Consider the following 13,397-nt stretch of genomic DNA (forward strand, 5'->3'; position numbering starts at 1 on the left):
GCCCCGACACCCAGGCCAGCAGGGGTGACGCGAGCACCAGGGCGTTGCGCTCGGCGTTCGCCTACGCTCACGCCTTGATGGTGGCGGGCGCGATCGTCGTGGCCGTCTCCATCGAGCTGCGCATCAGCCACGCCGACACCGACCCCTCGGTGGTGCTGACCACCGTGGGTGGACCGCTGATCTACCTGGCCGGCAACATCCTGTTCCTGCGCTCGCGCACCGGCGCGGTGGCCCGCGCCCGCTACGTGGCCGCCACGGCGCTGGTCGTCGTCGGCGCCCTCGGCCTGGTGCTCGGCCACGCGGTTCCCTCCCTGGCCATCGGAGTGGCCACCGTCGCGGTCATGGCGACACTGGCCGTGGTCACCCAACTCACCCCACAACAAACATCCCCCACCACGACGGGGTGAACCGCGCCAGCAGGATGACCACCCTGTTCGGGTTGATCCACCTCACCGAGCCGTTGTTCCCCTGGTCAGGCACCGACACTCCCACAGCGGCACCGCACGTCACCACCCCGATAACCGAGGATGACATGGGACTGGACCTGCACAAGCTCGACCACCTCATCACCGTGGCCGAAGAGGGAAGCTTCACCCGCGCCGCCGCCCGCCTGCACTTGTCCCAGCAAGCCCTGTCCACCTCGATCCGGGCGCTGGAACGCGAAGTCGGCGTCGCCCTGCTGCGGCGCAACAGCAACACGCTCACCGTTTCTCCCCGCCGGACACGCCTTGATCGCCGACGGCCGGATACTGCACGGCGTGGCCCGCGCCGCGGTCGCCCGCGCCCGCCGCATCGGCCGCGGCGAGCCCGATCCCCTACGCATCGGCCACACCCCGGCCGTGACCGGCGATGAGATCACCACCCTGCTGCATCAGGCTCAGTACCCCTATCCGGATCTCGCCCCGCAGGTCAACCAGCGCTATCCTCACGAGCTCACTACCCAACTTCTCGCGGGCGATCTCGACCTCGGCCTGTGCCGAGCCATGAGCCCCGCCCACGGACTGACCCGCACCACCCTGACCCACCACCGCCTGCACGTCGCCGTGGCAGCTGAGCATCACCTCGCCACCCACGACTCGATCCAACTCACCGACCTGAAAGACGAATCCATCATGGTCTGGGGATCCCCCGGTCGCTCCGGCTACACCGACCTCCTCATCACCTACTGTCGGCAAGCCGGATTCGATCCCCACATTCATCGCAATCCCATCCAAGGCACTCCACCGGTCACCGCCGTCCTCGGCTCAGACCACATCGCCTTCGTCACCACTGACCCCGGCGCCGCCGCAGGCGGGGCCGTGCGCGTGCTCGAGTTGCGTCCACCCCATTCCGTTCCCCTACACGCACTCTGGTCCCATCACATCACCAGCCCCGCCCGTGACACCTTCCTGGCCGCGACGACCCGTTAACACACCGGGAGGCCGGATCTCTCGAGATCCGGATCGGATTCCGGGACGGCCAAACACCAGTCACACTCACCCAGCTCGGATCCTCCCGGAGCTCTCCCTACGGTTCAGAGTCTCGTGTGCGTGTCGCGGGACGGGTTTCGAGACGATGCGGTCCCCCACACCCACACAACGCGGGCCGTATCGGCTGCGCCCGTGTGCCCGGGTACTCGCGAGAACATCAGGTCCACCTCGACGCGGTCATCGAGTCCGCCAGCATCCCCGACGACCGTCCGAAGCCGCGCCGGGATCGGCAGCACCCCGCCGGGGGCAGTGAGTGCACACTGTGACCTGCGTTCACCGGATGCACGGCGTGCGTTCGGCAGGTCGTGGCGGTACGACGGTTCGGAGAGCTCGAAGGGGTTGCCCTCGCCTTCGGAGACGAGCTCGCCGACCGTGCTGAAGACGTCCTCGACCGGCACGTCACGGTGCTGATAGCACATGTCGGGACCAGGACGCTGGCCCAGCGCTTCGAGCTTTCACCGCCGCTGAGTTGTTCCTGCCGGCACTGGCCCTTCGCGTTGTCACTTCACCGCTCTACCCATCGGTGTCACCGTCAGGTCGAAGACGGGGTGGACTGGTGGCCGACTCCAGCACGGCGCATCGAGATGATCGAGTCGAGTCATTATTGACCGATCGTTCCATCATGGCTATCGTAGGCTCATGGTCGGTGTTCCGAGGTTCGATCGCGAAGCGGTGCTTCTGGGAGCCGCCGAGACTTTCGCCGAGCGAGGATACGAGGGTGCTTCGGTATCCCACTTGGTCGCGGCGACCAGCTTGCAGCGCGGAAGCTTGTACGGTGCGTTCGACAGCAAGGCCGGGCTGTTCAGGGCCGCGTTTGAGCAGGTGGTCACACGAGGCGTATCGAGTGAGCTGTTACTCGATCTTCTCGTCGTCGCGCTCCGGGAGCGCGCCGCCGCCGACCCTCGGGTGGCTGAGCTCGTCCGTCAAGCGCTGGTCGCCCTCGATGGTGCGTCGGGCCCGGTCGCCGAACAGATCTACGCTCGTCTCTTGGCTCGTGCGGGACTGCCTGCTGACAATCAAATACAAGGAGAAATCCATGGCTGATGTCACGATCACCGACACGGAACTAGTCGTCACGATCAAGGGAATTCGTAAGCTCGGCGCCGTGCGCAATGAGCTGACCATCCCGCTGAAGAACGTTCGTGGCGCGACCGTCGATCCAGGCCTGTCGACGGGGTGGCCGGGTATCAACAGCCTGTGCGAGTGGCCTGGGACCAAGATCGTGGGAACCGACGCCTACGGTCGCTATCTGGGTGGTACTTTTTCGCAGAACGGCGAGCGGGTTTTCTGGGATGTCGCCAATCCCGAGAAGGCGATCGTCGTCTCCCTCGGCAACGAACGGTTCAAGCGGCTCTACATAGAAGTCGATGACCCCGATCGCGTTGTCAGCACCATCGAAGCGGCGATTACGAAGCGCTAGTCTCCGAGGCAAGGCCGATACCGTAGTCGCACCGGACACCGTCGTCGGAGATACCAACGTCGCCCGAGCCGCCTCCGTGGCCCCGAACATGGCGGTGACTCAAACAGCCTTCGGACCCTTCTTTTGGAAGAGCGCGAGGTCGAGCTGTCCTTCAGGGGTTTGCTCGCTGACGAGAATCCGGGTGGCTGGGGCCAAGACCTCTCCAATGCCGTAGAGCACGAGGATGAACGCGACCGTGATAACCGCGCTCGAGAACGGGACTATCCGGTGGGGCGGCTTCATAAGAGTTGGGGGCGTGGCCAGACGCGCTGCTCGTGCCGAATAGGTTATCGAATTCGATCGCGCGACAGCGAAAGCCAAAGGTGCTCGGGTCAAGATCCGCTACCGGCGCCAGGGTGTACGAGGACACTGTGCTGGACATTCCCTACTGGACCGCGGGTACCGCGCGGCCGCTGCCCCGGATACTCAACGGCCCGGTGATCGCCCTCGTCGTCCCGGTCTCGGCGAAGCCTTGTCCTCGCGGGAAGTGTGCCCGGACACCGTACGGGCTCGGTTGTCCTACGGGCAGGCACAGACCATGCTCGACGAGCACACTACTCTGCGCGGGGGTCGGTATCGGGGTCGCACGAAATGCGGCATACGGCGTTGACGCATCTCGGCGAGACCGCTGCCTCGCCGCCGCTCCGAGTCTTACCCCGAGGTTCTCACCTGAGCCTTCATCGTCTCCTCCCACCACGGTTCACCACACCCCGCGACGCGATCTGACCTCGATCAAGGATCGATGGACGCCGGTTTCCCGCTGCTTCGCGGTTCCCGCCAGCTTCGGAGACCAGATTGGTCTCCGAAGCTGGCGGGAAGCGGTCACGACGTCACGGGGGTGGTGTCTCGGTGTCGTCAGAGGAGGTGGGCTGTTCCTCCGGGTCATGGAGCAGGGCCGTGATCAGGCGATTCCGGAGCTGTTCGTCGGTCTGGTGCGGTTCGAGCAGGATCTCGTGCAGCTTCCGCAACCGGTCCCGGGCCTGGGTCAGTTCGCTGGCGGCGCTGGCGGCGCTCGCCCGGGAGGTGGCGGCCTCGGCCGCGGTTTCGGTGAGCTGTTGGTTGGCGTGCCGTAGCTGGTTCTCGGCCTGCTCGGCACGGGTCTCGGCGTTGCCCGCGCGGATCTCCGCCTGCTCGACGCGGCTTTCGGCGGACTGGGCGGCCGCCTGGGCGCTGTCGCGGGCGTGACGCAGATCGGCCTCGGCGTCCGCGTGGGTTCGGCGCTCGGACTCCAGCGTGGACCGCAGCGCGTCGCGTTCTGACTCCAGGGCGGCGATGCGTTCACGGGCCTGGGTCAGTTCGCTGGCGGCGCTCGCGGCACGGCCCTCGGCGCTGGTGGCGCGCTCCGTGGCGGCGGTCGCGGTGGCCTCGTGTGCCGCGGCCTGGGTTTCGGCTCGGTGCTGGGCCTCGAGGGCGGCGGCTCGTTCGGAACGGGCCTGTTCGGCCTCGGCACGAGCGGTCCGGGCCTCCTCCTTGGCTTCGGCCGCGGTGGTTTCGGCATCGGTCCGACCTTGTTCGGCGACCGCCCGGGCCTGTTCGGCCTCGGCACGAGCCGCCTCCGCGTTCTGGGCCGCTTCGCGGGCCTCGGCGGCTTCGGTGCGAGCGCTGGTGGCGGACGCCGCGGCGGTGCTCAGCTCCTCGGTCACCTGGCCGCGTACTTGTTCCAGGGCGGTGTGCAGTGCCGACAACGGGGCGGCGACGGCGTCGGCGGCTCGGACGAAGTCACCGGCCGCGCTGTCCAACGTGGCCCCGGGAGCGTCGCCGAAGGCCTCCTGCAGGGCGGTTTGGGCGGCTGCGAGTTGTTTGCAGGTCTTGCCTCCGGGCCAGCTCCGATCCGGGCAGTACTCGGGCGGTCGCCCCCCTCGGGGGCCGGAAGGCGGCAGCGGGGCACGGCAGGCGGCCAGTTTGCACCGCCCCTGCGGGGCGGCGTCGTCCGTAGCGGAATCCATGATCCACATCCTAGTTTTGTATTATATAACTTGCAAGTTCTGTTTCTAGTTTTATTACTAAAAACGATCTTTGCTACGAAAGTGTTGTTTTGTTGCTAACATTAGTGGGGCAGGCTGCAGGAGGATCCGAAAGGTGAAAATGACTAAGAACAGCCCCCTGGAACGAGCCACATCGAAGACGCCGAAAACTGGGCACCCTCCTGAACTGTGGCCCGGCGCCGAACAACCGGTACGACTGCTGGCCGCCATCGCCGACTGGCTGGCCGGCTACGGCAACACCGCCACCCGCCGCACCTACGCCACCGGCCTCGGCCTACCAGTCGGCCCTGAGGAACTGGCCGACTGGGCCGCCACGGAATCCGGGCCTCCCGGCTGGGCCGCCACGGTGGACGCCTACGCCGCTGTTCTCGGCCTCGACCCCCGCGCCCCGAGCCCCCAGACGAGTACCCGACGTCCACCTCCCGCCGGGCCCGGACGGCTCCGCGACCTGCACTGGCTGCGGTGGTGCTCCGCCCACCGGATCGACCCCCTGGCAGCCCGCAGTGCCCACGTCAAAGCCTGGCTGGACGAACTGACCACCGCCGAAGCCGCCCACAGCACCCGCGAACGCATGTTGGCCACCCTCAAAGCCCTCTACGCTCACCTCGCCGAGACCGGCCTGACCACTGGCAACCCGGCCGCGCTCAACCGCCGTCGCCTCGGGCTGTCCGGCAACCGCGAGACCGGTCACGCCCTGAACCTCACCGTGGAGCAGGTACGCGCCCTCCATGCCGCCGCGGCCACCCCCCGACGCGGAGCCTCTCCGATGGACACCGCCCGCGCTACCGCCGTCGTCGCCCTGCTGACCTTGGGTCTGCGCGTCAGCGAGATGTGCGCCCTCAACCGCGCCGACCTGCACACCACCCGTGGACGCCGCGCCCTGCGCGTTCCCGGTAAAGGAGACAAACCCCGCATCGTCTACCTGCCCGAGAGCGTCGAGACCGCCCTGACCGATTACCTGCACACCCACGACGCCACCCATCGAACCAACCGACCCGCCCACCGCGGCCAGACCAGCTCCGGTCCCCAACCCCTGATCAGCACCCGCAGCGGCCGCCGCTGCACCCGCCAAGGACTGTGGCAGCTGCTACGCAGACTCGCCGCCACCAGCCCAGAGCTGCACGAGATCGCCGAAGCGCTCCACCCCCACGCGCTGCGCCACTTCTACGTCACCACCGCCGTGGAAGCCGGTGCGGCCCTCGCCAACGTCCAGGCCGACCTCGGCCACACCAGCATCGCCACCACCCAGAGCGTCTACAACCACGCGGCCCGCCACCCCGAACGCAGCGCCGCCGACCTCGTCGCCACCACCCTGTATCCCACCTCGCCCGAAGAGGACGATACGACCGACACCGCCGAACCGAAGGAGGACGCGGGGGACTGAGTCGACACTCCCAGCTCACACCACCACCGCTTCCGGGAGAGGCTTACAGCGACCCTCACCTCCGGCCGTCCTGAATCGCGAGGCAGCGGAGGGCTCGGGGGACGAAGCTCTCCCGGACCTTCTCGTCGTGGGAACGACGCGCGTACTGGATCACCGGGCCGTTCGCCGGGATCGGCCCCTACCAGGAAGTCCCCGAACACTGGAAGCTCTCCCCCGGAGTCCCCGCCCGCGTGACGAAGCGGGACCGCCCGACCCTGCCGGGGCAGCGGGAGCTTTCCCGGTGGGTTCGAGCGTGCCGGGTGAAACCACGGGATCAGGCGGAGCGGCGCGGTTCGAGGATCACGAGCGGGATCTCCCGCGGGGTGCGCTGCTGGTAGTGCTCGAACTGCGAGTAGGTACGCACCACTCGGGGCCAGAGTCGACGGCGTTCCGCCGGATCGGCGATGCGGGCACGTACCGGTAGAATCTCGGCCTTGACCTGCACGGTCGTGTCCGGGTGGGCACGCAGGTTGTGGTACCAGGCAGGGTGCCTGCCGTATCCGCCCTTGGACGCGACGATCACGAGGTCGGCACCGTCACGGGTGTAGAGCAGCGGTGTGGTGCGCCGGACACCCGATCTGGGCCCTGTACTCCTGAAGCTGTCCTGAGGGGCAGAGTAGAGCGATCCCGGTAGGGTGCTGTGGCCCGGAGGCTCGATAGCGTGCGTATGTGCAGCGGGAGTGGCAGCCGGATGAGCTGGTGGAGTCGTGGACGCTGGTGGGTGATGACTGGCGGCTGGTGGGCAACAAGTCTGGGGCGACGCGGCTCGGGTTCGCGTTGTTGCTGAAGTTCTTCGAGATCTAGGCGCGGTTCCCGCGGTATGCCGAGGAGGTCCCGCCACAGGCGGTTGGCTACGTCGCTGAGCAGGTCGTGCGTGGATGCCGAGGAGTTCGGCCGCTACTCGTGGCGCTCTCGCTCGATCAAAGATCATCGAGCGCAGATTCGGGCCGCGTTCGGTTTCCGCGAGTTCTCCCGGGGTGATGAGGACAAGCTGGCCGGGTGGTTGGCCGAGGAGGTCTGCCCGGTTGAGCTGCGGGAGGGTCGGTTGCGGCAGGCGGTGTTGGTGCGGTGTCGTGCCGAGGGGATCGAGCCACCCGGGCGGCTGGATCGCATTATCGGTTCGGCCCGTTCGACGTTCGAGCAGCGGTTTTGCCAGCGCACCGTCGAGCGTCTATCGGCGGCGAGTGTGGCCGCACTGGAGGCCTTGGTGGCCGAAGACGACTCCGCGGTGCGGGGTCTGTTGGCGGAGTTGAAGGCCGATCGGCCAGGTCGGGTTGGAGACGGTGCTGGCCGAGATCGACAAGCTGACCGCGGTGCGCCAGCTGGGGCTGCCGAGCGGGTTGTTCGCCGACGCCTCGGAGAAGCTGGTGGCCGCCTGGCGGGCGCGGGCGATGCGCTCGTACCCGTCCGACCTGCGGGATAGCCCCCGCGAGGTGCGGCTGACGCTGTTGGCGGCGCTGTGCTGGATGCGTCAAACCGAGATCACTGATGCCCTGGTGGACCTGCTGATCGGGCTTGTGCACAAGATCAATACGAAGGCGGATCGCGAGGTCGAGCGCGAGCTCACCGATGATCTGCGCCGGGTGCGGGGCAAGGAGGGCATCCTGTTTCGGATGGCCGAGACGGCGTTGGAGCAGCCGGACGGGCAGGTGCGCACCGCGCTGTATCCGGTTGTCGGCGAGAAGACTCTGCAGGAGTTGGTTACCGAGGCCAAGGCCACCGAGCAGGCGTTCCGGTCTCGGGTGCGCACGGTGCTGCGCGGCTCGTATTCGAACCACTATCGACGGATGCTGCCGCCGCTGTTGGCCGCGCTGGGCTTCCGGTGCAACAACACTGCCTACTGGCCGATCATGCAGGCTTTGGAGCTGCTGCAACGCTACCGCGACACCGATGGTAAGGTCCGCTTCTACGCTGGCGAGGAGTCGGTACCGGTCGACGGGGTGGTGCCGAAAGCTTGGCGTGAGGCGGTCATCGACGAGCGCGGCCGCATCGAGCGCATCCCCTACGAGCTGTGTGTGCTGGTGTCGCTGCGCGATGCGCTGCGGTGCCGCGAGGTGTACGTGGCCGGGGCGAACCGGTGGCGCAATCCCGAGGAGGACCTGCCGGCTGACTTCGAGAGCACCCGTGACGTGCACTACGAAGCCCTGCGCAAGCCTCGCGAGGCCGAGACCTTCGTCGCTGACCTCAAACAACGCATGACCGCGGCACTGGACCGCTACGACACCGCCCTGGAGAAGGGCACCACCGGAGGAGTACGGATCACGCGGCGCCGCGGCGAACCGTGGACCACCGTGCCCAAGCTGGACCCACTTCCGGAACCGCGCACCCTGACAGCGGTCAAGGACGAGGTGATCCATCGGTGGGGCACGATGGATCTGCTGGATGTGCTCAAGGACGCCGACTTCCTCACCGAGTTCACCAGCGAGTTCTCTTTGGTGGCTTCCCGCGAGAACCTCGACCGGTCCACGCTGCGGCGCCGGCTGCTGCTGGCGCTGTTCGCCCTAGGCACCAACATCGGCATCCGCAAGCTCGTAGCCACCGGCGAACACGACGAGACCGAACGCGAGCCGCGGCACGTGCGTCGGCACTTCATCACCCGCGACAATCTCCGCGCGGCGGTGTCCAAGCTGGTCAACGCCACGTTCGAGGCCCGGGACCCGCGGTGGTGGGGCGAAGGGACCGCGTGCGCCAGCGATTCGAAGAAGTTCGGCTCGTGGGAGTCGAACCTGATGCCCGAGTGGCATCGGCGCTACGGCGGGCCCGGCGTGATGATCGACTGGCACGTCGAACGCCAGCACACCTGCATCTACTCCCAGCTCAAATCCTGCTCCTCCTCGGAGGTCGCGGCTATGATCGAAGGGCTGCTACGGCACTGCACCACCGCTGAGATCGAGGCGAACTACGTCGATACCCACGGCGCGTCGGTGGTCGGGTTCGCCTTCACCGAACTGCTCGGCTTCCGCCTACTGCCCCCGACTGAAGAACATCGGCTCCATCCGGCTGTACCGGCCCGACGACGAGGCCGCCTACGCCCATCTCGGCCCTGTGACCACCCGCCCGATCAAGTGGGATCTCATCGCCGGCCAGTACGACCAGATGGTCAAATACGCCACCGCGCTACGGCTGGGCACTGCCGAGTCGGAGTCGATCCTGCGCCGCTTCACCCGCGGGGGACCGAAGCACCCCACCTACCAAGCCCTGGAGGAACTCGGCCGCGCGGTGCGCACCATCTTCGCTTGCGACTACCTCGCCGACGAAGACCTGCGCCGTGAGATCCACGGCGGGCTGCAGGTCGTGGAGAACTGGAACTCCGGCAACGGGGTCATCTTCTACGGCAAAAACAGCGAGCTCACCGGCCCCGACCGCGAGTCCGCCGAAGTCTCCATGCTCGCCCTGCATCTACTCCAGTCGGCATTGGTGCACGTCAACACCCTGCTGCTGCAACACGTCCTCGACAGCCCCGGCTGGGACGAACTTCTCGGCCCGGCCGAACGCCGGGCGCTGAGCCCGCTGTTCTGGTCCAACATCAACCCCTACGGACGCTTCCGCCTGGACATGACCACACGCCTCGACCTTCCGCTCCCGTCCCGCTGAGGGATCCCTCTGCGAACGATTATCGAAGGCTTACACGTCACGAGAGGCTAAGCAGTCTCCTGACAGAGCCGGTGAGCCAGCGCCAGGATGAGCTGGACGCGGAGGCTGCGTAGGCGCTGACCAGCATCAGGGCGCATCCGAACAGTTGCAGCAGCGTCGGTTGCTCGCCGAGAACGAGAGCGGCCAGGGCGAGGGCGCCGACCGGGGTGAGCAGGAGCAGGGCGGCGCTGGTCATGCTGCTCAGCTGCGAGCTCGCCAGAGCGACCAGCAGCCAACCACAGACCTGGCTTCCCACTGCGGTCAGGGCCAGCCACCCCAGTGCCGACCAGCCGGGGGTCACTGTGATGCCCGACCACAGCGCCCCGATGAGCAGCGCGACGATGGCCGCCGAGGCGAGCACGCCACAGTAGGACTGCACCGCCCGCCCAGTCTGCCCATTGCGGCGCAGCAGGAACAGGAACCCCGAGTAGCACAGTGCGGCGAGGATGGCATGGATCGTTCCCCATGCCGGGGCGCTGCTGGGGACGCCAGTCTCGAACACGCCCCCGGTGAGCACTATGCCCGCCACCATGAACGGCACTGTTCCCAGGAAGGCGCGCGAGAGCGGTTCGCGGTCGATGAGCAGGGCCAACAGAGGAACGAGGAGGACCTGCGCGTTCACCAGCACCGCGGTCAACCCAGCACCGACCTCGAAGAGCGCCTGAGTCCACAACAGCGCATCCCCGGCAAACAGCACCCCGGCCCCGGCTGCGACAGTACCGCCTCGCCGTGACAGTCGGCCCTCGTGACGCCGTTCGCTGCAGGCCAGAGGCCACACCAACGGCAACGCCAGCAGACATCGGAAAAACGTGGCGGTGCCCGGCGACGTGCCGGACAAGGCGACGAACACCCCCGAGGTGGCAACGCCGAACGCTCCCAGAGACATCGTCAACCGAGGCCGTGTACGAGCCATGTGCGACACGAATCCCGAACGACGTTGCAACTCTGAGACGCTATCCACACGCGGACGCTACAACCGGATGAGAGGGCGAAGCACCTGGTTATCTCGGCGGCCGCACCAGCCGCCACGTACGAATCCCATCGCTCAGCGAGACTACTTCATCTCGTGATCGTATGGCCTTTCATACGGGGCCGGGCGAGGACTCGTGGTAGTGGACCAGTACCCACTGGTCGTCGCGTCGGCGCGCGATGGCCGTGATCCGGATGTCCACGTCGAACCGCTCGTCGCTCGCTGCTTCTCGTCCCGCGAAGCGAAACCGGAAAAAGGCGCGTCCGCGATCTTCCTCGGCATCGACCAATAGATCGGTGACCTCGGCAGTGTCCACGCTCTCGACGGGGCCGAGTGCCTCCCGGTAGTACCGTGCGATCTCGTCGCGGGTTCGCAGAGGTCGGGCTCGCTCCCCGGCGACGTAGACGAGAGTGTCCTCCTCGCCTGCCCACAGCTCGGTAAGGAATGCGGCGTCCGCAGCAGCGAACCCCTTGCGAAGGCGCTCCACCAGTCCGATCAGCTCGTCGTGGCCCGGTCCCCCGAACTCTTGCGCCTGGATCGCCCGCATTCATCACACCTCCGTGGGGTCGTTGCCACTACGCGTTCACGGTGAGACATCGACCATGCTTGAAGTCAAGCCGAATACCGAAAGCCTCACGTCAGACCCGGTCTCACGAGGACCTGCCGATCACGTCTCATCCGAGGACGTCAGGTCGCAGAGTTCCGATAGTCGAACCCCTTGCGTACACCTGCCGATGCAGCGGCCGGTGTGCCGTGGCCTGGACCTGCGGCGTTGCAGTTGCCCCGTACGGTGAAAATTCCAGTCGTCGGGGGCTCAACGTACGCTCGCGCGCCATGAGCGCCACGATCATCGGCTACGCCCGCTGCTCCACCGACGAGCAAGACCTCACCGCCCAACGCCAGCGCCTGGCCGAGCTCGGCGTCGCCGACGAGTGAATCTACCTCGATCACGGACTGACCGGCGTCCTACTCTGCCCCTCAGGACAGCTTCAGGAGTACAGGGCCATCTGGCGCCGACGTGGTGCAGCAACAACATCGTCGGAAAACCGGGTGCGGTGTGCCCGATCCTGCCACGGGTGGCCCGATAGACGAGAACGTGCAGTTTCATGAGTCTGCTGAGCACCGGCCAGCCCCGGTCCGCCAACTTCATCAGGTCCATGCCCATGAACCTAGGAGACGCGGGCAGCGGGCGCTCACGCGGCAGTCGAGCCGTGGTCCCACCGGCGACGACCGAGCTCGGGTGCACCGCCGACAACGAGGAGGACCACCCGAACTCGCGGGGTCTCGGAATGTTCTCGAGGAGCCGTGCCGGGGCGCGGTGTGTTCGACGCGGACGAGGACTCCGGCCCAGCAGCAACGCGAAACGGGGACACACCGCGCTCTCGTCCGGTGCGGAATCCCCGGGAGTGGCCAAACTGGCCACATGCTGCACCTGCGCGTGGTCTGCCCCTCCGGGAACACCGACTCGGTGATCGACCTGCTGCGGACCGACCCCGGCATCGCGCACCTGGTCGTCGTCCGGGACGTGGCCATCCAACCCCACGGTGACGTGGTCGAAGCCTCGATCGCCCGGGAAAGCGCCGAGAACGTGCTCGACCAGCTCACCGAACTGGGGGTGGTCCACTCCGGCGAGATCAGCCTGAACAACATCGACACGCTGCTGTCCCGGACCGCCGAGGACGTCGAGGCCGCCGCACCGGGCCAGCCCGCCGACGCCGTGATCTGGGACGAACTGGTGGCCACCACCGGCGAGGAGTCCCGCCTCAACGGCATCTTCCTGGCGTTTCTCACGCTGGCCTGCCTGCTGGCCGCCGTCGGAGTGCTCACCGACTCGGCCATCACGATCGTCGGCGCCATGGTCGTCAGCCCCGACTTCGGCCCCCTGGCCGCGCTCGCCGTGGCCGCCATCGGCGGCCGCCGCGACCTGGCGACCCGAGCGGGCATCGCGCTCGCCGTCGGCTATCCCTTCGCGGTACTGGTCACCGTCGCACTGGCCGTTCTGGGACGTGTGGGCGGGATCTTCGACACCGCCGAACTCGGCCAGCTACGCACGGCCTCGTTCATCTACCACGTCGGTCCGTACTCGATCATCATCGCGCTGCTCGCGGGTGCGGCGGGCATGCTCGCGCTCACCTCCGAGAAGTCAGGAACCCTCATCGGGGTGTTCATCTCCGTGACCACAGTGCCCGCCGCGGGCTTCGCCGCTCTCGCCGCCGTGGCCGGTCACTGGACCCACTGCGGAGAGGCCCTGTTGCAGCTGCTCATCAACCTGGCCGGAATCACCCTCGCCGGTATACTCACCCTGTTCATCCGCCGGGCTCGCGTTCTGCCGCACAGCTCCCGGAACGCCGGGCCGAGCAGCGGTTCCGAGGCAGGGTGACGGTGTCGCCTCACCTGGGGTGAGCCCCTCACCGCCCGCTCGGTTCCCGGCGCGCGTCCGAGCTGTCGCTACCGAAGA

At 67.4% G+C, this 13,397-nt stretch carries 14 protein-coding genes and 2 pseudogenes; 11 read left to right on the forward strand and 5 right to left on the reverse strand.

The annotated features are described in order from the left end of the window. Positions 1–407: low temperature requirement protein A (locus BLQ75_RS04915; RefSeq protein ID WP_139182909.1), on the forward strand; the 407-nt coding region annotated here is incomplete at its 5' end. 125 nt (positions 408–532) lie between these two features. Beyond that, positions 533–1,409 (forward strand): annotated as a pseudogene (locus tag BLQ75_RS04920) (LysR family transcriptional regulator). 104 nt (positions 1,410–1,513) lie between these two features. On the opposite strand, the gene BLQ75_RS04925 reads toward BLQ75_RS04920, so the two are convergent. After that, entirely contained in the window at positions 1,514–1,867 is a 354-nt protein-coding gene (locus BLQ75_RS04925) for a hypothetical protein (RefSeq protein WP_139182910.1), read from the reverse strand. Between the two features lie 241 nt (positions 1,868–2,108). On the opposite strand from BLQ75_RS04925, the gene BLQ75_RS04930 reads away from it, so the two are divergent. Next, complete coding sequence (locus tag BLQ75_RS04930; protein ID WP_092598510.1) at positions 2,109–2,513, forward strand: helix-turn-helix domain-containing protein; 405 nt, start codon at positions 2,109–2,111, stop codon at positions 2,511–2,513. Beyond that, positions 2,506–2,889: a hypothetical protein gene (locus tag BLQ75_RS04935; protein ID WP_092598513.1), complete on the forward strand. Its 384-nt coding sequence runs from the start codon at positions 2,506–2,508 to the stop codon at positions 2,887–2,889. Before BLQ75_RS04930 ends, BLQ75_RS04935 begins: the two co-directional genes overlap by 8 nt. A gap of 869 nt (positions 2,890–3,758) precedes the next feature. Here the strand turns inward: BLQ75_RS04935 and BLQ75_RS04945 are convergent. Next, entirely contained in the window at positions 3,759–4,874 is a 1,116-nt protein-coding gene (locus tag BLQ75_RS04945) for a coiled-coil domain-containing protein (RefSeq protein WP_092598518.1), read from the reverse strand. A gap of 139 nt (positions 4,875–5,013) precedes the next feature. On the opposite strand from BLQ75_RS04945, the gene BLQ75_RS04950 reads away from it, so the two are divergent. After that, positions 5,014–6,297, forward strand: coding sequence for a tyrosine-type recombinase/integrase (locus tag BLQ75_RS04950; protein ID WP_092598521.1), 1,284 nt, complete (start codon positions 5,014–5,016; stop codon positions 6,295–6,297). A gap of 313 nt (positions 6,298–6,610) precedes the next feature. Here BLQ75_RS04950 and BLQ75_RS04955 read toward each other — a convergent pair whose 3' ends face one another. After that, complete coding sequence (locus BLQ75_RS04955) at positions 6,611–6,994, reverse strand: nitroreductase/quinone reductase family protein (RefSeq protein ID WP_092599570.1); 384 nt, start codon at positions 6,992–6,994, stop codon at positions 6,611–6,613. An 11-nt stretch (positions 6,995–7,005) separates the two neighbouring features. On the opposite strand from BLQ75_RS04955, the gene BLQ75_RS24425 reads away from it, so the two are divergent. The 4 genes and pseudogenes from BLQ75_RS24425 to BLQ75_RS24435 all read left to right on the forward strand — a co-directional run bounded on the left by BLQ75_RS24425 (position 7,006) and on the right by BLQ75_RS24435 (position 9,930). Continuing rightward, a complete protein-coding gene (locus BLQ75_RS24425; protein ID WP_280137821.1) occupies positions 7,006–7,140 on the forward strand; it encodes a hypothetical protein in 135 nt (44 codons plus the stop codon). A 16-nt stretch (positions 7,141–7,156) separates the two neighbouring features. Further along, positions 7,157–7,759, forward strand: a complete 603-nt coding sequence (locus tag BLQ75_RS24645) for a DUF4158 domain-containing protein (protein ID WP_425286435.1) — start codon at positions 7,157–7,159, stop codon at positions 7,757–7,759. Between the two features lie 946 nt (positions 7,760–8,705). Beyond that, positions 8,706–9,239 (forward strand): annotated as a pseudogene (locus BLQ75_RS24430) (Tn3 family transposase); the annotation flags it as partial. A gap of 97 nt (positions 9,240–9,336) precedes the next feature. Further along, positions 9,337–9,930 carry a Tn3 family transposase gene (locus BLQ75_RS24435; RefSeq protein WP_280137820.1) on the forward strand — a complete coding sequence of 198 codons (594 nt, stop codon included), beginning with the start codon at positions 9,337–9,339 and terminating at the stop codon, positions 9,928–9,930. Positions 9,931–9,967: 37 nt separating this feature from the next. On the opposite strand, the gene BLQ75_RS04965 is transcribed toward BLQ75_RS24435, so the two are convergent. Further along, positions 9,968–10,855 (reverse strand): DMT family transporter, encoded by an 888-nt coding sequence (locus tag BLQ75_RS04965; protein WP_092599572.1) that lies wholly within the window; start codon positions 10,853–10,855, stop codon positions 9,968–9,970. 196 nt (positions 10,856–11,051) lie between these two features. Continuing rightward, positions 11,052–11,486, reverse strand: coding sequence for a nuclear transport factor 2 family protein (locus BLQ75_RS04970; protein WP_092598524.1), 435 nt, complete (start codon positions 11,484–11,486; stop codon positions 11,052–11,054). A 287-nt stretch (positions 11,487–11,773) separates the two neighbouring features. Here BLQ75_RS04970 and BLQ75_RS04975 point away from each other — a divergent pair, with 287 nt between their 5' ends. Then, positions 11,774–11,875: a recombinase family protein gene (locus tag BLQ75_RS04975; RefSeq protein WP_211481175.1), complete on the forward strand. Its 102-nt coding sequence runs from the start codon at positions 11,774–11,776 to the stop codon at positions 11,873–11,875. Positions 11,876–12,362: 487 nt separating this feature from the next. Continuing rightward, on the forward strand, positions 12,363–13,319 hold the full coding sequence (locus BLQ75_RS04980; RefSeq protein WP_092598527.1) for a DUF389 domain-containing protein: 957 nt from the start codon (positions 12,363–12,365) through the stop codon (positions 13,317–13,319). The last annotated feature ends 78 nt before the right edge of the window (positions 13,320–13,397 follow it).

Origin of the sequence: Actinopolyspora xinjiangensis (genome assembly GCF_900104475.1) — a bacterium.
Taxonomy (GTDB): Bacteria; Actinomycetota; Actinomycetes; order Mycobacteriales; family Pseudonocardiaceae; genus Actinopolyspora; species Actinopolyspora xinjiangensis.